Source organism: Arthrobacter sp. J156 (assembly GCF_056172865.1).
In genome coordinates, this window is sequence record NZ_CM149650.1 from 3,007,521 (window position 1) to 3,026,249 (window position 18,729).

The following is an 18,729-nucleotide window of genomic DNA, read 5'->3' on the forward strand; positions in this document are numbered from 1 at the left end:
GCCGTGAGCGACGAACTCGGACGCAACCTGCTCGGCATCCCGGAGACGCTGCTCCCCGCGGACGAGGCCGTGGACGCGCGCTTCGCGGCGGGCGACGAGGCCGTGGACGTCGCGGCCGCGCACCCGACGTCCTCGCTGGCGTGGGCCGTCCTCGCGGACGAGGCCTTCGGCGAGGGGCGCACGGTCGAGTCGTACGCCTATGCCCGCGTGGGCTATCACCGCGGACTGGACGCCCTGCGCAAGGCCGGCTGGCGCGGCCAGGGCCCCGTGCCGTGGCGGCACGAGCCCAACCGCGGCTTCCTGCGCGCGCTCTACGCGCTGGGCCGCGCGGCGGCGGCGATCGGCGAGGCGGAGGAGGTCGAGAGGATCGGCCGCTTCCTGGACGATTCGGATCCGCAGGCGCGGGCCGCGATCGAGGCCGGCTCGTAGGGATGGTGGCGCGGGGCCGCGATGGGGAGAAGTCCCCATCGCGGCCCTTGCGGCGTCTGGGCTAGGCTGTTCTGGTCGACCACTAGATGGATTTATGCCACAGGAGGAACCCGCATGCCGCTGGACGGATGGGACATCCAGGTCGCCGCCGCGCGTGGCGTCGTGACCTTGGCCAAGGCGGACGTCGACCGGCTCGAGGCCCAGGAGACCGCGCTGACGACGTCGTTCGAGGAGGCGGCCACCGCGTGCGACCACCTGGACATCGGCGACGCCCTCGACTCGGTGCTCTCCGGCTTCGCCGGTCCGCTGCTGCAGTCGGCACGCAACGCGGGCTACTCGATCTGCGGCAACACGGGCCTGGCCATCGACGCCTACGTCGCCGGAGACGACGACATGGCCGCTGATGCCGAGACCGCCATCCATTCGGTGCCTGCCGTCGAGGGCGGCGACCGGACGGAGGCCTACTGATGGCGGTGCACACCTCGGGCCTCCCGGAGACGCTGCCCTCGACCGCCGGGATCGACACGGCCGCCCGCGCCGTGCGCAAGGTCGGCACGGACGCGTCGGGGATCTACGACGACGTCAAGACGGAGTGGGACAAGCTGGGGCAGTACTTCTCCTCGCCCCACACGGACAAGGTCACGTCCGCGGTGCCGACGGTGATGCGCCCCTACGTCGACGCATCGGAGACGCTCACCGACGAGGTCGCCAAGGCCCTGGAGGCGTTTTCCGACGACATCTCCGGCCTCAAGACCCGATACGACAACGTCAAGGAGCAGGCGGCGGGCCACAACGCGATCGCCTACGACGACCGACCCGACGACTACTGGGACACCAACCGCTCCATCCAGCGCGAGATCGATGCGGTCGCAGGGCTCTACGACGCGGCCGTGGAGAAGTGCGCCAACGCCATCCGGGGACTGAATCCCGCCCTGGGGGACTACTCCGGCGTGGGGGACCTGACGGGTGCGGTCACGGACGGTGCCGACATCCTGGAGGGTGTCGGTCTGACCGCGGCGCACTTCAAGTACAAGAACGGCAAGCTGTGGTTCGAGTTCAATACCTCGGCCAATCCGTTCGCGCAGACCACCCCGGTGCGGCACCGCATCTCGGCGGGGACGTTGAACCGCCTCGGCGTGCCCAGCTCCTACATCGAGCGGCTCCAGGCGAGCCAGGGAGCCGACCCGCAACGGGTCTCGTCGAACTCCACCACGCGGATGCTGCGGGGCATCGATGCCCAGTCGCCGCTGGGGCTGCTCCTGGCCCGCTATCCGCACTTGAAGAACACCCGGTTCAACATCAGGGGCCAGGACGTGAGCCTGCGCGTCCAGTTGACGCGTGGAAACGGGACACCGCCGGGCTCAGCCGGCCAGGCCAACGGCAGGGTGCGCCTGCCGGGGTGGATCGACTCGGCCAACCGCTTCGCCAACGGCCCCGCCGGCAAGTTCCTCACCGCCGCGGACTACGGCGCCACGGCCCTCGGCGCGTATTCCGAGGGCTACAACGAGAGCCTCCTGCGCAATCCCGACCTCAGCCAGGCCGAGCATGCCCGGGTCGCGGCGACGGACGCCGCCGTGGTCACCGGGAGCAAGGCCGTCGGCGAGGTCGTCGGCACCGCGGTGGGCCGGGGCGTCGGCGCCGCGGTCGGCCAGGCCCTCATCCCGATTCCCGGCGTGGGGGCGGCGGTCGGCGGATTCCTCGGGGGACTCGCGGGCGGGTGGATCGGCGGTGAGATCGGCGAGGCCGTCGGCGGGGCCATCAACGACCTGCGCCACGGCGACGTAGGCTCGTTGGGCGAGGCCGCCGTGGACGCGGGCAAGAAGGTCCTGTCCTCGCTCAATCCGTTCGACTAGTCCCGGAGGACGCTCCCTCGATGAACGACTACCTCGTGATGTTCCTTCTGCTGGGCCTGCCTGGGCTGACCGCCCTGGCGATCGGAGTCTGGGCCTGGTCCGGCAGGTGGCGGACGTGGGCGCCCCGGCCCGTGGCCGCGTTCTTCTTCACGCGGCGCAACTACCTGCCGCTGCAGGCAGGAGCCGCCGGGATCCTCATCCTCGGGGCGGCGGTCCCGCTGACCGCCACGCTCGAGCGCTGGGACAATGCGGACCTGCTGTGGACGGCCTATGCCTTCACGGCAGCCCCGCTCGCCATCGCCTCCCGGTGGTGGTGGCCCGCGGCGGTCACGCCGCGGTGGCACAAGGAGTGGGTCCGGCGTGGCGGCACGGCCGACACGCGGTTGTGGGGTCCCCAGGAGACGGTGCCGCAGGGCGCGGCGAGGCAGGGATGGAAATGAGTGGAGCTAAGCAGGTCGTGCCGGCGCAGGGGGCGCGGGGGATCCTGGCCTTCGACGTGCCGGAGCCGTGGAGGGCGGAAGCCGTCCGCCCGGAGGTGGAGCTCTTTGCGGCGATGCCGCCCGTGGAGAACGAGTTCACCCCGAACGTCGTCGTCACCGTCAACCCGTTCGACGGTTCCCTGGCCGATTTCAGCCGGAGGGCGATGACGGGGATCGAGGCGCAGCTCCGCGAAGGCCGGATCGTGCACACGGGCCGCTGGGCCTACACGTTCGCGGATCCGGACGAGGAAGGCGGCCTTCCCCTGGACGCGCTCGGCGTTCCGGTCACGGCGCACGAGGGGCGTGTCATCGAATACACGCATCGGGCACCGAATGGACGGACGGTCTCCGGCGCCGACTACCTGGTGCTGCTGAAGGGCTGGGCCGTCCAGATCAGCACCACGTCATCGATCCAGGCCCGTTTCATCTTCGACGAGCCGTTCGAGGCGATGGCCCGTTCGGTGCGCGTCCTGCGGTCCCCGCAGGCGGACGACGCAGTCGCGAGCCAGGCCGGACCGACTGCCGCCGCGGGCCGGGTCGACGAGCAGGCGAGCGCGGATCAAGGCACGGAACTGGAGGAGCTTTTCGGACACCTCGCGGCGGGCGCCGACCTCGGGACCGGGGTGTGGATGAGCGGCGCGGCGATCGCCCGGACGGGCGAGTTGAAGGACGGCGTCGTGGGCCGGCTGGGGGGAGCCGACCCGGTGCTGGACGAGCTCCGGGACCTCGGTGTGCTGGACGGCGGCCGGCTTGGCGGCATGGGTTCCTTCATGGCCCAGGCCCTGACCGAGGCACCCGTCCGACTGCGCCTCACGGGCCGCTTCCTGGACGGGGAGACGAGCCTGCAGGCGTTCGTCCACGGCGGGAACGTCCTCCTCGCCGCGGAGCAGGGCTACGGACCGCGCGTCCTGAACCAGCCGTGGCACCCCGACGACCCGGCCCGCTTCAACGTGCAGGTCCTTCCCATCACGGAGCTGACGTCGGCCATGGCGCGGTGGGCCGGCGTGGGTCCCGCCTGGAACCTGCACGTGGCCCCTTTCGTCATCGAGGCGGCCCTCGTGGACCAGCGGCTCGGCGGCGAGGCGGCGGTGCCGCACGGGGCGGGGGCACTGCTCCGCGAGGCGTGGGGCCAGCCGTGGTTCACGTGGGTCCTGGAGGCCGAGGGGCCCTCCGGAGGAATCGACCCCGTGACCTATGTCAACGCGGGACCCCGGGGGCACTTCAGGATCGGCACGGTCGAGGATCCCTCCGGTGGGGCGGACCGTGTGGGTCTCTGGGCCACGGAGAGCTCTTTCATCTTCCGGCAGTTCGAGGACGCCCTGCAGGCTGTGGTCCATGGGCGTCCCGTCGTCCTCGGCTGACGCTTCCGGCCGGGTGGTCGGCATAGAATCGATAGCCGCCCCCGTCGAAAGGACCCCTTCCTTGGCCAAGCTCTACTTCCGCTACGGCGCCATGAACTCCGGCAAGTCGACGGGCCTGCTGCAGGCCGCGTTCAACTACGAGGAGCGCGGGCAGCGCGTACTGTTGGCGAAGCCGGCCACGGACACCAAGGGCGACGCGGAGATCGTCTCCCGGCTGGGCATGACCCGCCAGGTCGACTTCCTCATTCCGCCGGGCGCCTCGGTCCGGGAGCTCTTTGCCGCCCGGGCCGCGGGCGACGACCCGGAGGCGCTGCTCGAGCACGTCGACGCCGCGCCGGTGGCCTGCCTCCTGGTGGACGAGGCCCAGTTCCTGGAGCCGGAGCAGGTGGACGAGCTGTTCCGGATCGCCGTACTCGACGGCGTCCCGGTGCTCGCGTACGGCATCCGCGGGGACTTCCTCACGCGCGCGTTCCCCGGGTCGCGGCGCCTGCTCGAGATCGCGCACACCCTCGAAGAGCTCAAGACCATCTGCCGCTGCGGCCGCAAGGCGGTGTTCAACACGCGGCGTGTCGGGGAGGAGATCGTGTTCGACGGCGAGCAGGTCGCGATCGACGGGCAGGACGTCTGGTACGAGTCGTTGTGCGGTTCCTGCTACCTCGAGGCCTCGGGCGGCCGGCTCGGCGCCTGACCTTCACACGGGGGCCGCGTGTGGGGATGATTCAGTCATGGGAACCACGACGGCGTACAGACAGGACGTGCTGGTCCGCGTCCCGCCCGCGAGGGCCTGGGACCTGCTGACCGACTGGGCCGCGGCCCCCGCGTGGCTGCCGGGCGTCACCGAGATGCACGCCGAGGGCCCGCTGGGTCCGGGAACGCGGATCGACCTGCACACGGAGGGCCACGAGCGGACGTTCACGGTCGCCGATGTCGAACCCGGGAGCCTGCTCGTGGTCACCGGCGGGGAGGGGGACGTCCGGACGCAGTACCGCTACGGGATCGCGCGCGAGGGCGCGGACACGCGCCTCACGCTGGAGATCGACGTCGAGGTCAGCGACTCCCTCGCGGCCCTGGCCGGGGACATCCGCGCGGCGGTGGCGGGGTCCGACGGCCGGCAGCTGGCGGCGTTCAAGCGCTTCGCCGAACGGGCGCCGTAGGCCCGGCCCTACCGGCGGCCGGCGACCCCCGCGCCGCCTGGCCGCCGTGCCACGCCGTCTGCCGCATGCGGGCCCGTTCGCGAAGGGGCCGAACCGGGGCCGCGGCTACCGCGAGGGCGCGAGCATCCCGTCGAGCGCCGCGTCGAGCCCCCAGCGGAAGGCGTCCTCGCCGAGCTCCGGCCCGCCGATCGCGTCGACGGCGTCGAGCGTGGCCCGGTCCTGGTGGGCGGCGACGGAGCCGAGGATGTGGTTCAGCAGCAGGTGCTGGGCCCAGCCCGAGTGCCGGGGCGGGACGCCGGCGGCCTCGAGGAGCTCGCGCAGCCGCGTGAGCGGCTCCAGGGCGGCGGGCTGGAGGGTCTGCGCGAGTTGGACGACCTCGGCGCTGTCCGGGACGGGCACCAGGGCGGCGCGGATCCGGAGGGTGAGGAGGACGACGGCGGCGCGCTCCGGCGTCGTACCCCCTTCCTCCCGCGGTGCGGGACGTCCGGCGGCCGGCCCCGCGCCGGAGGCGGGAATGCCGCCGAGGAGGCGGGCGGCGACGTCGACGAGGAGTTCCTGCTTGTTCTTCACGTGCCAGTAGAGGGCGCCGACCTGGACGTCGAGTTCGCGGGCGAGCCGTCGCATCGAGAGGTCGGCGAGGCCGAAGTCGCGGAGGATGGCGACGGCCGTGTCCACCACCTGTTCCCGTGTCAGCGCCATGCGCTCCAGTCTATGGGGCGGGGCGGCGGGCGTGGGCGGCCGAGCCGGTGCCGTCCCGGCCCTACAGCCCGCCGGCGACCTTGAGGACGCTCCCGGTGGCGTAGCGCGCGTCGTCGGAGAGCAGCCAGGCCACGGCGCCCGCGATCTCCTCCGGCAGGCCCGCGCGGCCCATCGGGATGGCCGGGGCGGCCTTCGCGGGGCGCTCCGGGTCCTGGTGGAAGTCCGTCCAGACGGTGCCGGGGGCCACGGCGTTGACCCGGACCCCGTCGGCGGCGACCTCCTTGGCCAGGCCGACCGTGAAGGCCTCGACCCCGGCCTTCGCGGCGGCGTAGTGCACGTAGGTCCCGGGCCCGCCGAGGGCGGCGGCGACGGAGGAGATGTTCACGATCGAGCCGCCTGTGGAGCGCAGGGCCGGGAGGGCGCGCCGGGTGCAGGCGATGACGCCGAACAGGTTGACGTCGAGGTCGCGGCGGATGGCCTCGATTCCGTTGTCTTCCAGGCGTCCGACGGCGGTCGCGGCGCCCGCGTTGTTCACGAGCCCGGTGAGCGGGCCGAGCGTGGCGATGCGCGCGAAGAGGGCGTCGATGGACGCCGGGTCGGCGGTGTCGGCCTGGAGGGCGGTGGCCCGGCGGCCGTCGCGGTGCGCCTGGCGGGCCACCGACTCGGCGGCGTCTCGGTCCTTGAGGTAGGTGATGACCAGGTCGTGGCCCTCGGACGCGAGCCGCAGGCTGATGGCCGCCCCGATGCCGCGGCCGCCGCCGGTGACGAGGGTGAGTGGCATGGCGCTGGCTCCTTTCGCTGGGCCCGACTCTACCTCCCGTGCGGGGCCGTCTCGCCGGGGCCGTGGCCGCCCGGGATCGGCCGCCGCTGACGGTGGTGTAGCGTGGGCCGTTAGGAATTGAACACTGTTCAGGAGGGGTGGGCATGACGGAGACACGAGAACTTCGGCACGCGGGAGATGCGGCGGGACGAGCGGGTGGAAGCGCGGACGGAAGCGCGGGTGGACGTGCAAAGTCGGGCGGAGCGCCGGAGCCGGAGTCGGCCACGGCGGATGCGCCGGCGCTGGCCCGGCGGATCCTCGACGGGCACCGTCTCACGGAGGAGGAGGCGCTCGCCGTCCTCGCCACGCCGGACTCCGCCACGTTCGCGCTGGTCGCGGCCGCCGGCACGCTGCGCCGCCGGCACTTCGGCAACACGGTGAAGGTCAACTACCTGGTCAACCTGAAGTCCGGGCTGTGTCCGGAGGACTGCACGTACTGCTCGCAGCGGCTCGGCTCGGCGGCGCAGATCCTGAAGTACACGTGGCTGAAGCCGGAGGAGGCGGCGGAGCAGGCGGAGCTCGGGATCCGCGGCGGGGCGTCGCGGGTCTGCCTCGTCGCAAGCGGGAAGGGCCCCACGGACCGGGACGTCGAGCGGGTCGCGGGCATGGTGGGCCGGCTCAAGGACGAGCATCCGGGGGTGGAGGTCTGCGCGTGCCTCGGCATCCTCAAGCCGGGCCAGGCCGGCGTCCTGCGGGAGGCCGGCGTCGACGCGTACAACCACAACCTGAACACGGCCGAGTCCAAGTACCAGGACATCTGCACCACGCACGAGTACGCGGACCGGGTGGCCACCGTGGAGCGGGCCAAGGACGCCGGGCTTTCGCCGTGCTCGGGCCTGATCGTGGGGATGGGGGAGGACGATGCGCAGCTCGTGGAGGCGGTCTTCGCGCTGCGGGAGCTGGAGAGCGATTCCATCCCGGTGAACTTCCTGATGCCGTTCGAGGGCACGCCGCTTGAGGGGACATGGGAGCTGACGCCGTTGCGGTGCCTGCGCATCCTGGCGCTCGTGCGGCTGGCCTGCCCGGACCAGGAGCTGCGGATCGCGGGCGGCCGGGAGATGCACTTGCGTTCCCTGCAGTCCGCGGCGCTGGAGGTCGCCAACTCGATCTTCCTGGGCGACTACCTGACCAGCGAGGGGCAGGACGCGGAGGCGGATCTGGCGATGATCGCGGATGCGGGCTTCGAGGTGCTGGGGTACGACGCCGGGGCCGCGCCCTCCAGCCCGGCCCTGCGCCGGCGCGGGGCCGGGACGGACCGGGCGCCGAACGCATAGGTGGCGCGCATCGGCTCGCTGCGAGGGCAAGTCCGCGAGTGTGGAGTCGACGTGTATCAAATCTTTCCTGGGAAGTCGGACGGCCTCTCGAGATGGCGATTCGCTGCGGCGTATGTCGCTGCGACCCTTTGGGCAGTATCCGTCGCTGTTGTGCTGGTCTTGGAGTTCCTGGTCGACGAATCTCCACTCATTCGAACCGTGCTCTCGTTCGCGTATCCGGGCGCCTTGGTCTTCTTCGTCTTGCTTGTGGTCTTCAGGTTCTTCCCGGAAATCAAGATCGAAATCGACAAGCGTGGAAGTGACGCGAGCGAATGAGGAAGGGCCGACGCGTCTTCCGCCGAACTGCGACCCGGATGAGGAAAGCTCCTTGCCTCCGGGACTCGGGCCCGAAAACGGAGAACCACCATGAACGAGCTTGAATGGAATCGAAGCCTCCCGGACATGCTGGAGCGAGCTGCGCAGATTGCCGCATCGGTGCCGGACAAGGTCACGGCCCGTGCTCACCTCTACCGCACTGTTGTTGTCATTGACGTCGAAGGGCCCAGACTGGGCGCGTTCGCGCTCGTGCTGGCAGAAGAAGCGCCCGAGATCGTCTATGACGACCAGTACGTCAGGTTCCAGACGGTGCCGGAGGGAGTGGATGAGCTACTCGTTTTCGCCCAGGAATCCATCGAGAAGATCGTGGAGTTCCTCCTCAGCGAGAGATCTCCTGTCGAACGCACGAGCCGCATCCTCCGAAGAACCTACGGTTCCATCCCGATTGACGATGGGACCAGCTGGAGGCTGAAGCAACCATCGCAGAAGAATGAGGCCGCCCGCCGCGTTTCCCGAAGGTGGCGCCATGACTTTCTGGCGGCGAATGGCGGGCGCCAGAATCTACTCGCCATCGGATGGCACGCGGACCGGAGCCGGGCGCCCGCCTCCAGACTGTGGACAAAAGTCGCGCCGGTGGGCGGGCCTCCGGTAAACTCGGTGCGTAAGAGCCCCTGCCAACTCTTACGCGTCCGCGAACCGGGTGCCGGGAGGTCAGGGGCGTTCTTGTGTCCGGCACCGCCGGAACCCGGCCCCGGCCGGCCGCTGACCCATGCAAGGGGGAGGATCCCATGCCAGCAATCGTGATCGTCGGAGCCCAGTGGGGCGACGAGGGCAAAGGTAAGGCCACCGACCTGCTCGGCGGCCGCGTCGACTACGTCGTGAAGCCCAACGGCGGCAACAACGCCGGCCACACCGTCGTCGTCGGCGGCGAGAAGTACGAGCTCAAGCTCCTTCCCGCCGGCATCCTCTCGCCCAACGCCATCCCGATCATCGGCAACGGCTGCGTCGTGAACCTGGAGGCGCTCTTCCAGGAGATCGACGGCCTCGAGGCCCGCGGCGCCGACACCTCCAGGCTCCGCGTCTCCGCGAACGCCCACCTCGTGGCCCCGTACCACCAGACCATGGACAAGGTCACCGAGCGCTTCCTCGGCAAGCGAGCCATCGGCACCACCGGCCGCGGCATCGGCCCCGCCTACATGGACAAGATCGGCCGCCTGGGCCTCCGCGTCCAGGACGTCTTCGACGAGTCCATCCTGCGCCAGAAGGTGGAGGGCGCGCTCCGGCAGAAGAACGAGCTGCTCGTGAAGGTCTACAACCGGCGCTCGGTGGAGACCGAGGAGATCGTCCAGTACTTCCTCTCCTTCGCCGAACGGCTCCGCCCGCTCGTCATCGACGCCACGCTCGAGCTGAACAAGGCCCTCGACGAGGGCAAGGTCGTGCTCATGGAGGGCGGCCAGGCCACGTTCCTCGACGTCGACCACGGAACCTACCCGTTCGTGACGTCCTCCAACCCGACCGCCGGCGGCGCGTCCGTCGGCTCGGGCATCGGCCCCACCCGCATCACCCGTTCCGTGGGCATCATCAAGGCCTACACCACGCGCGTCGGCGCCGGCCCGTTCCCCACCGAGCTGTTCGACGAGATGGGCGACTACCTGCAGAAGAAGGGCGGTGAGTTCGGCGTGAACACCGGCCGCCCGCGCCGCTGCGGGTGGTACGACGCCGTGCTGGCGCGCCACGCGTCCCGCATCAACGGCTTCACGGACTACTTCGTGACCAAGCTCGACGTCCTCACCGGCATCGAGCGGATCCCCGTCTGCGTGGCCTACGACGTCGACGGCGTCCGCCACGACGAGATGCCCATGACGCAGACCGAGTTCCACCACGCCAAGCCGATTTTCGAGTACTTCGACGGCTGGACCGAGGACATCACGGGCGCCAGGACGCTCGAGGACCTGCCGGCGAACGCCCGGGACTACGTGCTGGCGCTCGAGTCGATGAGCGGCACGCGCTTCTCCGCGATCGGCGTCGGCCCGGACCGCGACCAGACGATCGTCCGCTACGACCTGATCGGCGAGTAGCACCGGCCCGCTCAGCCCCGCTTCGTGGCCGCCCTCTCGAGGGCGGCCACGAACAGGTCCGGGCGCACCACCACCGCGGTCCCGTCCGGCAGCCCGGCCCGCGGCGCGGCCGGGAACTCCCGCAGCGGGAGGCCGTGCCGCTCGGCGAGCCTCCGTCCGGGGACGACGCCGGACCCCCCGTACGCGTGCACCTGCCACTCGAGCGCGTCGAGGGACGCGTGGTTGTCCGGCTCCGCCCCGTCCAGCGGCACCCACGGCAAGCGGCGGCCGAGGACCCTCCCGCGGCGCCCGGCGCGGGCCGGCCCCCGCAGCGACTCCGCGCGGCGCCGCTCCGCCTCCGTCATCCAGTAGTGGATCCGCAGCTGGGACACGTAGCCGAACAGCCGCCCGCCGGCGGGGGAGCGCGGCACCACGCGGGCGACCACGGGCATCAGGACCGGCGCGATCCGGGTCCTGAAGAACACCGCCGCGGGGTGCGGCGACGTGACGACGCCGAAGACGCGGTCCGTCGTCGACACGAGCCGCAGCGCCACGGGCCTCCGCTCCGCCTGGTACCGGTCGAGGGAGGCCTCCGGCATCCTTCCCGCGAGTACGTCGGCGAGCTTGCAGGCCAGGTTGTGCGCGTCCTGCAGCCCCGTGTTCATGCCCTGCGCCCCGACGGGCGAGTGGATGTGCGCCGCGTCCCCGGCCAGGAACACCCGCCCGTCCCGGAAGACGTCCGCCACGCGGTGGTGCACCCGGTACGTCGAGAACCACTCGGAGCTCCCGTAGTGGATCCCGAACCCCCGTGCCAGCGAGGAGCGCGCCCGGCCCTCGGCCACCCGGGGCGGGGCCCCGGCGTCGTCCTCCGCCACCGCGGGCAGCAGCCCGAGCAGCCGCACCCGGCGCCCTCCGGCCCCGTCCGGGCCCATCGGGAAGGCGAGCATGAACTCGTCCCGCGTCACGCGCACGGAGATCCCGTCCCGCAGCCCGGTGACGGCGTTCGCGTCGATCACGTAGAAGAGGTGGCGGTTGGTCCCGCCCGGGAAGCCGATCCCCAGCTGCCGCCGCACGGGGGAGGCCGCGCCGTCGCACGCGATGACGTACCGGGCCCCCACCCGCACCGGGCCGTCCGGTCCCGCCAGGTGGACGCGCGCCCCGCCGTCGTCCTGCTCGAGCCGCTCGAAGCCGTGCCGCCACAGCACGGGCCTCCCGCGCCGCTCCAGGCGCGCCGCGAGGATCTCCTCGTTGGCGCTCTGCTCCAGGATGTGGATGCCCGGGAACGCCGTCGCGGCGGCGCCCATCCGCCCCAGCGGCACGGCGCCCAGGGAGCGCGGTCCGACGCCGGGAAGCAGTTGGGCGGCGAGGGTGCGGCGCGCGAGCACCTCCTCGGCGAGGCCCAGCTGCCGGTACAGCTCCACGCTCCGGGCCTGCAGGCCCAGGGCCCGGGACTCGCGCGTCGGACCGGCCTTGGAATCCACGACGACGGCGTCCACCCCGAGCTTCTCCAGCACGTTGGCGGCCATCAGGCCCGTGGGCCCGGCCCCGACGACGCAGACATCGACGTCCAGCACGGTGAGGTCCATGGCCTCAGGCTAGACCCGCCGCCCGGGAGCGGCCAGAGCCCGGGGTGACCGGACCGTGACCTGCCCGGACCCCGCGCCCGGCGGTGGATGGGTACTCTGGGAACCACTCACCACGAGCGGAAGGCCACGGTTATGTTGATCAGTGTTGGACAGTTCTCGCCGGCAGGGACCCTGGAGGAGAACCTCGACGTGGTGCGCCGCCTCACGGCGCGGGCCAAGGGCGCCGGAGCGCAGCTCGTGCTCTTCCCCGAGGAGACCATGTTCACCGTGCGCAAGGTCGAGGACGACCTCGCCGCCGCGGTGGATCGGGACTGGTCCCGGTTCGTCCAGCAGCTCTCCCTCATCGCCGCCGAGAACTCCATCGCGATCGTCGCCGGCGGCTACGAGTCCAGCGGCGAGGAACGCCCCTACAACACGCTCGTGGTCATCCAGGCGGACGGCGCGATCGCCGAAACGTACCGCAAGGTGCACCTCTACGACGCGTTCTCCTACCAGGAGTCCAAGCGCATCAAGGCCGGGGACCCGTCCGGGCTGCAGCTGTTCGAGATCGGCGGCCTCAAGTTCGGCGTCATGACCTGCTACGACATCCGCTTCCCCGAGCTGGCCCGCCGCCTCGCCGTCGAGGGCGCGGACGTGCTGCTCGTGGCCGCCGCCTGGTTCAAGGGCGACCACAAGGTGGAGCACTGGGAGACCATCCTCAAGGCGCGCGCCGTCGAGAACACCGTGTGGATCGCGGCCGCCGGAACGAGCTCGAAGAACACCATCGGCCACTCCGCGATCCTGGATCCCCTGGGCATCCCCGTGGACTTCCTCGACGACGAGACCGAGGGGCTCGTGACCGTCGACGTCACCCGCCGCCGGATCGATGAGGTCCGCGAGTTCCTGCCCGTCCTGGCCAACCGGAAGCTCGGGGTCTAGGGGCCCGTCCGGGCCCGCGGGGGTGCCGGCGCGCCGCCTCGGAAAATAATCCGGGACCCGCGTAACCTCCGGGGATCCCGGGACGATGACAGTCATGGAGAAGCCGGGTCGAGGGTTCCCCCCCAACGAGCCTCGACCCGGCTTCCACATGTCTCGGGCCCCGTGGTGCGGATCACGGAGCGGCCGCCCTAGAATGGGGGCGTCCCGTTCCCCACGTCCCAGGGAGATCCTTGGCCGCCGTACTGACGGATGAGGTGCTCGAGAAGGCCCGGCAGGGTTCTGCCGAGGCCTTGTCCGTGCTGTACGAGGGACTGGCGGGCCAGGTGGCGGGGTATCTGAGGGCCAGGGGCGTCGAGGACGCCGAGGGCACCACCCAGGACGTGTTCCTCACCGTGCTCACGCAGCTGGACACCGTCGTCGGCGGGATCGGCGGGCTGAGGAAGTTCACGTTCTCCGTCGCGCACGCGAGGATGGTCGACGCGACCCGCGCCCGGGCCAGGAGGCCGTACGAGGACGAATACCAGGCGGAGAGCGATCCCCGCGCGGCGGCGCCCGCCTCCGAAGAACTCCTGGACCGGCTCGACTCCGGCCCGCTCGGCGACGTCGTGGACGCGCTGCCGGACGCGCAGCGCGACTGCGTCCTGCTCCGCATCGTGGCGGGGCTCAGCATCGAGGAGACCGCCGAGGTCCTCGGCCGCACGCCGGGGGCCGTGAAGCAACTGCAGCGGCGGGGGCTGCTGGCCATGAAGAAGACGTTGGAGGAGGTGGGGCACCGTGGTTGAGCCCGGAGGACCGGATCCGCAGGGCGACGCCGTCGAGGCGCTCCTGCGCGAGTCCGGCGTTCCCACCGACCCCCGCCTCGCCGCGGCCCTCGAGGACCTGGCCGTCCGTGGTCGTTCCGCGGCGCCGGAGCCGCGTGGCGCCCTGGCCCGGCTCCTCGCCCAGGGACCGGCAGCCGGCACCCCCGGCGGAGGCGGCCTGATCGACGGCGGCTCCGTACCGGACGCCGGCGGCGACGGCGTCCTGCCCTTCCGCCGCAAGGGAGGGCCGACGGCCGCTGGCGCCCTCGCGGCCCTGGTCCTCGTCGCCGGGGGCGTGGGCGTCGCCGCCGCGACCACGGCCGATCGTCCCGCTCCCGTCGCCGCCGTCGTGGTCCCCGACGGCGGGCAGCCGGCCGTCCAGCGGGCCGGCATCGATTCCGCCGCGCCCGTGCCTCCCGCCGAGCTGCCGGCGGTTCCGGGCGGAAGCGGCAGCTCCGGCCCATTGGCCGGGTCCACGGGGGCGCTCGAGCGCACCGCGGTCGTCGACGGGGCCGGAGACGACGACGGAAACGGAGCGGAACCGCGGGGAGCTGGACCGAAGGCCGCCCGGTCCGCGGCATTCCCGGCCGAGCGGGAACCCGGGCCGGAGCGCCCGGGGGCCGGGACGTCGAAGGCCGCTGCGGACCGCACGTCCACCGCGTCCCGCGGCGCCGCGGAGGCCAGACCCGTCCGCGCGGCGGCCTCGTCGCAGGCGGCGCCGGTGCGGTCGAGTGCGTCGCCGAAGGCCCCGGCCCAGCAGAAGGCCCAGCCCAAGACGCTCCAGCAGCAGCGTGCCGCCCAGAAGAGCGCGGAGAAGCAACGAGCCCTGCAGCTGAAGGCCGCGCAGCAGCGGGCCGCCCAGGAGAAGGCCGCACAGAAGCGCCTGGCCCAGCAGCGGGCGGCTGAGGCGGCGCAGAAGCAGCAGGCCCAGCGCAAACAGCCGGCTGGCGGGAAGAAGCAGGGGATCGTCAACCCCGTGAAGAAGGCCGGGGGCGTGCAGGGCTTCACCGTGCTGCCGTCGATCGGTCAGCACGGCCAGCCCGGGGCGCCCGGACTGAAGAAGCCGGGGCTGCCGGGCCACGGCAAGGACCAGAGCGAGAAGCGCGGCTCGGGACGCTGAGCCCGGCGCCGCATTCGTCCTTCAGGGTCCGGACCTTGGGCCCGAAACAACCCTGGCCGCTTCCGGGCAGGCCGCCGCCCGGGCTGCCCCGCCCAACGATGCGGTTCGGGGCCCCAACCCACGCACGCTGGGCGCCCACTTCACGTCGTCTCGACGAGACTGTCAGTTAGCGGCGACTTCATGGGGTAGACCCCGTGGTTTGGGCGCGTATGTACTGTCTCGCCGACTTGACGTGAATTGGGCGGGGTGGGGGCGGCCGGGAGCGTCGACGGCCCACTTCACGTCGTCTCGACGAGACTGTCAGTTAGCGGCGACTTCATGGGGTAGACCCCGTGGTTTGGGCGCGTATGTACTGTCTCGCCGACTTGACGTGAATTGGGCGGGGTGGGGGCGGCCGGGAGCGTCGACGGCCCACTTCACGTCGTCTCGACGAGACTGTCAGTTAGCGGCGACTTCATGGGGTAGACCCCGTGGTCTGGGCGCGCACGTACTGTCTCGCCGACTTGACGTGAATTGGGCGGGGTGGGGCGGCCGGGAGCGTGGGCCGGGGCTGTTGACCGTGCGTTGTGGGTGGCCGGGCTGGGCGAGTCAGCGCCGAACCGTGGGCGCCGACGCGTGGGGCCCGGGCGGTGGGCCCGGGCCCCACGGCGTGCTCAGGCGAGGACCTGCCGCTTCGAGCTGATGACGCCGGTGTTGAAGCCGGCGAGGTGCAGCCCGCCGTGGAAGCGCGCGTGCTCGATCTTCACGCAGCGGTCCATGACGACGTTCAGGCCGGCGGCCTCGGCGTCCGCCGCGACCTGTTCGTGCCAGGACCCCAGCTGCAGCCACAGGGTCTTCGCGCCCGCGGCCTTCGCCTCCTCCAGGACGCCCGGCAGGTCGTCGTGCTTGCGGAAGACCTCCACCAGGTCGGGCGCCTCGGGCAGGTCGGCCAGGGACTTGTAGACCGGCTGCCCGAGGATCTCGTCCACCACCGGGTTCACGAAGTAGACCGTGTAGCTGGTGGAGGAGAGCAGGTACGTCGCCACGAAGTAGGAGGCACGGGAGGGCTTGTTGGACGCACCCACGATCGCGATCGAGCGCGTGTTGCGCAGGATCTCCAGGCGTTCCGGCGCGCTCGGCCCCGACCAGGTGCGTTCCGCGGTCGATGCGCTCACCGGTCCGCCTCCTTCCCCGCGTCGGCTGCGGATCCGGGCGCGGCTCCCGCGCCGGAAGCGACCCCCGCCGGGACGGCACCCGGGCGGGCCGAGGGGATGACGCAGGCCTCGGCGTCGTACTCCGGGGCCGCGAAGGCCGAGGCGTCGAAGCCCTCCGGCTCCCCGCCGGCCTCCGGCTCCCGCTGCGAGGCGTCGAGCGCCTGGTCCAGGTCCCAGAGGATGTCCTCGACGTCCTCGAGCCCCACGGACAGGCGGATCAGGTCGCCCGGGACGCCCGCGGCCACGAGCTGCTCGGCCGTGAGCTGCTGGTGCGTGGTCGACGCCGGGTGCAGCACCAGGGTGCGCGCGTCGCCGATGTTGGCCAGGTGGCTCGCGAGCTGCAGCGCCTCGATGAAGCGCGCCCCGGCCTCGCGGCCCCCGGCCACGCCGAAGCTGAACACTGAGCCGACGCCGAGCGGCAGCAGCTCCTGCGCGCGGGCGTGCTGCGGGTGGGACTCGAGTCCGGCGAAGTTCACATAGGACACGCGCGGATCGGCCTCGAGCCACTCGGCCACGCGGCGCGCGTTCGCCAGGTGCGCGTCCATGCGCTGCGGCAGCGTCTCCACACCCTGCAGGAGCTGGAACGCGGACTGGGCCGGCAGCGACGGGCCGATGTCCCGCAGCTGCTCCGAACGCAGCTTGGTCAGGAAGCCGTACTCGCCGAAGTTGCCCCACCAGGACACGTTGCCGTAGCTCGGCACCGGTTCCGTCATGGTCGGGAACTTCCCGTTGCCCCAGTCGAAGCGGCCGGACTCGACGACGACGCCGCCGAGCGTGGTGCCGTGCCCGCCGAGGAACTTGGTGGCGGAGTGGATGACGATGTCCGCCCCGTGCTCGATGGGGCGCAGGATGTACGGCGGGGTGAGGGTCGAGTCGACGATGAGCGGGATGCCCGCTGCGCGCGCGACCTTCGCGAGGCCCGCCAGGTCCGCGATGTCGCCCGAGGGGTTCGCGACGACCTCGGTGTAGAGGGCCTTGGTGTTCTCCCGGATCGCGGCCGCGAAGTCCGCGGCGTCGTTGCTGTCCACGAACGTGGTGTCCACCCCGAAGCGGCGCAGCGTGACGTCGAGCTGGGTGATGGTGCCGCCGTAGAGCTTCGAGGAGGCCACGATGTGGTCCCCGGCCTGCGTCAGCGCGGCGAAGGTGATGAACTCCGCGGCCATCCCGGAGGACGTCGCCACGGCGCCGATGCCGCCCTCGAGGGACGCGATGCGCTCCTCGAACGCCGCCACGGTGGGGTTGCCGATGCGGGAGTAGATGTTGCCGTACTTCTGCAGGGCGAACAGGTTCGCGGCGTCGTCGGTGTCCTTGAACACGAACGACGTCGACTGGTAGATGGGCACCGCGCGGGCGCCGTGCTCGGCGTCGGGCGTGCCGCCGGCGTGCAGGGCGCGGGTGCGGAATCCGAACTGGTGGTCCGACATCTAGGCGGTGGCTCCTTCGAGGTGGGTTTCCGGCAGCAGCTCCGTGTTGAGCTCGGTGCCGTGGGCTCGGGCGAGGTCCGCCTCTAGCTCGCGGACGATCGGGAGGACCTCGCGGCCGAACGCGCCGAGCTCCTCCTGGAAGTGCAGGTAGCCGGTCAGGAGCAGGTTCACGCCGATCTTCTTGAACGCGATGATCCGCTCGGCGATCTGCTCCGGGGTGCCGATGAGCTGGGTGCGGAAGCCGTCGTTGTACTGGACCAGGTCCTCGAACGTGGAGTCCTCCCACATGCCCTTGCCGTCCTTCGTGGACTGCCCGGCCTCCTTCACGGCGGCGGCGAAGCCCTCGACGGCGGGGCGGTGGGCCTTGTCGATGATCTCGCGCAGCGTGTCCCTGGCTTCCGCCTCGGTGTCGCGGGAGATGACGAAGCCGTTGATGCCGAAGCGCGGCTTGGCGGCCGCGGTGCGCCCCCCGGACTCCGCGGCCTTGAGCACGCCGGCGATGTTGTCCTGGAAGCCCTCGAGCGAGCGGCCGTTGGAGAAGTACCAGTCGGCGGCGTGGCCCGCGGCGGCCTGCGCGGCGGTCGAGTTGCCGCCGAAGAAAATCTCCGGGTGGGCCCGGCCCGGCAGATCCAGCGGCGCCGGGTTCAGGGTGAAGTCCTTGATGTTGTAGTACTGCCCGGAGTGGCTGAAGCCCTGCTGGGTCCACAGGCCACGCAGCACGTTGATGAACTCCTCGGTCCGCACGTAGCGCTCGTCGTGGTCCAGCCACTCGAGGCCGAAGTTCACGAACTCGTCCTTGAGCCAGCCGGAGACGACGTTCACGGCCGAGCGGCCGCCGGAGAGGTGGTCCGCGGTGATGATGAACTTGGCCAGCACGCCCGGGTGCCACATGCCCGGGTGGACGGCCGAGATCACCTTGAGCCGCTCGGTGGCGCCGAGCAGGGCCAGCGAGAAGCTCGTGGCCTCGTGCTGCTTGTCCGCGCCGTAGCTCGCGGCGTAGCGGGTCTGGGTCAGTGCGTACTCGAAGCCGGAGTCCTCCGCGATGCGGGCCAGCTTCTTGTTGTATTCGAACTCCCAGTTGGTGCGCTGCTCGATGGTCGAGACCACGAGCCCACCCGAGACGTTGGGCACCCAGTAGGCGAACTTGAGCGGTGTTTCCAGGTCGGCGACCCGGCTGACGGCGGTGTTCTCGGTCATGTGGGGGACTCCTTCGATCCTTGGTCGGATGGCGTGCGGCGTAGGCGGTT

20 protein-coding genes are annotated in these 18,729 nt (G+C 71.6%); 14 read left to right on the plus strand and 6 right to left on the minus strand.

Going from position 1 to position 18,729, the window contains the following annotated elements; genetic code table 11:
* Nucleotides 1-3: 3 nt before the first annotated feature.
* From AC0QR5_RS13895 to AC0QR5_RS13925, 7 genes are all read left to right on the plus strand, one after another.
* Nucleotides 4-429 (plus strand): DUF3151 domain-containing protein, encoded by a 426-nt coding sequence (locus tag AC0QR5_RS13895; RefSeq protein WP_329862299.1) that lies wholly within the window; start codon nt 4-6, stop codon nt 427-429.
* A gap of 114 nt (nt 430-543) precedes the next feature.
* The gene (locus tag AC0QR5_RS13900; protein ID WP_329862297.1) at nt 544-897 is read left to right on the plus strand and encodes a DUF6507 family protein; all 354 of its coding nucleotides are present in this window, start codon (nt 544-546) and stop codon (nt 895-897) included.
* Nucleotides 897-2,282, plus strand: a complete 1,386-nt coding sequence (locus AC0QR5_RS13905; protein WP_329862295.1) for a hypothetical protein — start codon at nt 897-899, stop codon at nt 2,280-2,282. Before AC0QR5_RS13900 ends, AC0QR5_RS13905 begins: the two co-directional genes overlap by 1 nt.
* Before the next feature lie 20 nt (nt 2,283-2,302).
* A complete protein-coding gene (locus AC0QR5_RS13910) occupies nt 2,303-2,722 on the plus strand; it encodes a hypothetical protein (RefSeq protein WP_329862293.1) in 420 nt (139 codons plus the stop codon).
* Entirely contained in the window at nt 2,719-4,122 is a 1,404-nt protein-coding gene (locus AC0QR5_RS13915) for a hypothetical protein (RefSeq protein WP_329862291.1), read from the plus strand. The genes AC0QR5_RS13910 and AC0QR5_RS13915 overlap by 4 nt, the downstream gene beginning before the upstream one ends.
* Nucleotides 4,123-4,183: 61 nt before the next feature.
* Entirely contained in the window at nt 4,184-4,810 is a 627-nt protein-coding gene (locus AC0QR5_RS13920) for a thymidine kinase (RefSeq protein ID WP_329862289.1), read from the plus strand.
* Nucleotides 4,811-4,847: 37 nt separating this feature from the next.
* Nucleotides 4,848-5,276, plus strand: a complete 429-nt coding sequence (locus AC0QR5_RS13925) for an SRPBCC family protein (protein ID WP_329862287.1) — start codon at nt 4,848-4,850, stop codon at nt 5,274-5,276.
* Nucleotides 5,277-5,381: 105 nt separating this feature from the next.
* On the opposite strand, the gene AC0QR5_RS13930 is transcribed toward AC0QR5_RS13925, so the two are convergent.
* Entirely contained in the window at nt 5,382-5,975 is a 594-nt protein-coding gene (locus tag AC0QR5_RS13930; protein WP_329862285.1) for a TetR/AcrR family transcriptional regulator, read from the minus strand.
* A 61-nt stretch (nt 5,976-6,036) separates the two neighbouring features.
* Entirely contained in the window at nt 6,037-6,756 is a 720-nt protein-coding gene (locus tag AC0QR5_RS13935; RefSeq protein WP_329862283.1) for an SDR family NAD(P)-dependent oxidoreductase, read from the minus strand.
* Nucleotides 6,757-6,899: 143 nt separating this feature from the next.
* Here AC0QR5_RS13935 and bioB point away from each other — a divergent pair, with 143 nt between their 5' ends.
* The 4 genes from bioB to AC0QR5_RS13955 all read left to right on the plus strand — a co-directional run bounded on the left by bioB (nt 6,900) and on the right by AC0QR5_RS13955 (nt 10,462).
* Nucleotides 6,900-8,069: a biotin synthase BioB gene (gene bioB, locus AC0QR5_RS13940; protein ID WP_329862281.1), complete on the plus strand. Its 1,170-nt coding sequence runs from the start codon at nt 6,900-6,902 to the stop codon at nt 8,067-8,069.
* Nucleotides 8,070-8,384 (plus strand): hypothetical protein, encoded by a 315-nt coding sequence (locus tag AC0QR5_RS13945; RefSeq protein ID WP_329862279.1) that lies wholly within the window; start codon nt 8,070-8,072, stop codon nt 8,382-8,384.
* Nucleotides 8,385-8,474: 90 nt separating this feature from the next.
* A complete protein-coding gene (locus AC0QR5_RS13950) occupies nt 8,475-9,188 on the plus strand; it encodes a hypothetical protein (protein ID WP_329862278.1) in 714 nt (237 codons plus the stop codon).
* The gene (locus tag AC0QR5_RS13955) at nt 9,173-10,462 is read left to right on the plus strand and encodes an adenylosuccinate synthase (RefSeq protein WP_329862276.1); all 1,290 of its coding nucleotides are present in this window, start codon (nt 9,173-9,175) and stop codon (nt 10,460-10,462) included. Before AC0QR5_RS13950 ends, AC0QR5_RS13955 begins: the two co-directional genes overlap by 16 nt.
* An 11-nt stretch (nt 10,463-10,473) precedes the next feature.
* Here AC0QR5_RS13955 and AC0QR5_RS13960 read toward each other — a convergent pair whose 3' ends face one another.
* Complete coding sequence (locus tag AC0QR5_RS13960; protein WP_329862274.1) at nt 10,474-12,027, minus strand: FAD-dependent monooxygenase; 1,554 nt, start codon at nt 12,025-12,027, stop codon at nt 10,474-10,476.
* 132 nt (nt 12,028-12,159) lie between these two features.
* Between AC0QR5_RS13960 and AC0QR5_RS13965 the strand changes: the two genes are divergently transcribed.
* The 3 genes from AC0QR5_RS13965 to AC0QR5_RS13975 all read left to right on the plus strand — a co-directional run bounded on the left by AC0QR5_RS13965 (nt 12,160) and on the right by AC0QR5_RS13975 (nt 14,865).
* Nucleotides 12,160-12,945: a carbon-nitrogen hydrolase family protein gene (locus AC0QR5_RS13965; protein ID WP_329862270.1), complete on the plus strand. Its 786-nt coding sequence runs from the start codon at nt 12,160-12,162 to the stop codon at nt 12,943-12,945.
* A gap of 230 nt (nt 12,946-13,175) precedes the next feature.
* A complete protein-coding gene (locus AC0QR5_RS13970; RefSeq protein ID WP_329862268.1) occupies nt 13,176-13,727 on the plus strand; it encodes an RNA polymerase sigma factor in 552 nt (183 codons plus the stop codon).
* On the plus strand, nt 13,720-14,865 hold the full coding sequence (locus tag AC0QR5_RS13975; RefSeq protein WP_329862266.1) for a hypothetical protein: 1,146 nt from the start codon (nt 13,720-13,722) through the stop codon (nt 14,863-14,865). Before AC0QR5_RS13970 ends, AC0QR5_RS13975 begins: the two co-directional genes overlap by 8 nt.
* 653 nt (nt 14,866-15,518) lie before the next feature.
* Here the strand turns inward: AC0QR5_RS13975 and AC0QR5_RS13980 are convergent.
* From AC0QR5_RS13980 to sfnG, 3 genes are read right to left on the minus strand one after another with little or no spacing between them, the layout of a single operon-like run.
* Nucleotides 15,519-16,019: a CoA-binding protein gene (locus tag AC0QR5_RS13980; RefSeq protein ID WP_329862265.1), complete on the minus strand. Its 501-nt coding sequence runs from the start codon at nt 16,017-16,019 to the stop codon at nt 15,519-15,521.
* On the minus strand, nt 16,016-17,482 hold the full coding sequence (locus AC0QR5_RS13985; RefSeq protein ID WP_329862264.1) for an O-acetylhomoserine aminocarboxypropyltransferase/cysteine synthase family protein: 1,467 nt from the start codon (nt 17,480-17,482) through the stop codon (nt 16,016-16,018). The genes AC0QR5_RS13980 and AC0QR5_RS13985 overlap by 4 nt, the downstream gene beginning before the upstream one ends.
* Nucleotides 17,483-18,679, minus strand: coding sequence for a dimethylsulfone monooxygenase SfnG (gene sfnG / locus AC0QR5_RS13990; protein ID WP_329862263.1), 1,197 nt, complete (start codon nt 18,677-18,679; stop codon nt 17,483-17,485).
* Nucleotides 18,680-18,729: the final 50 nt, after the last annotated feature.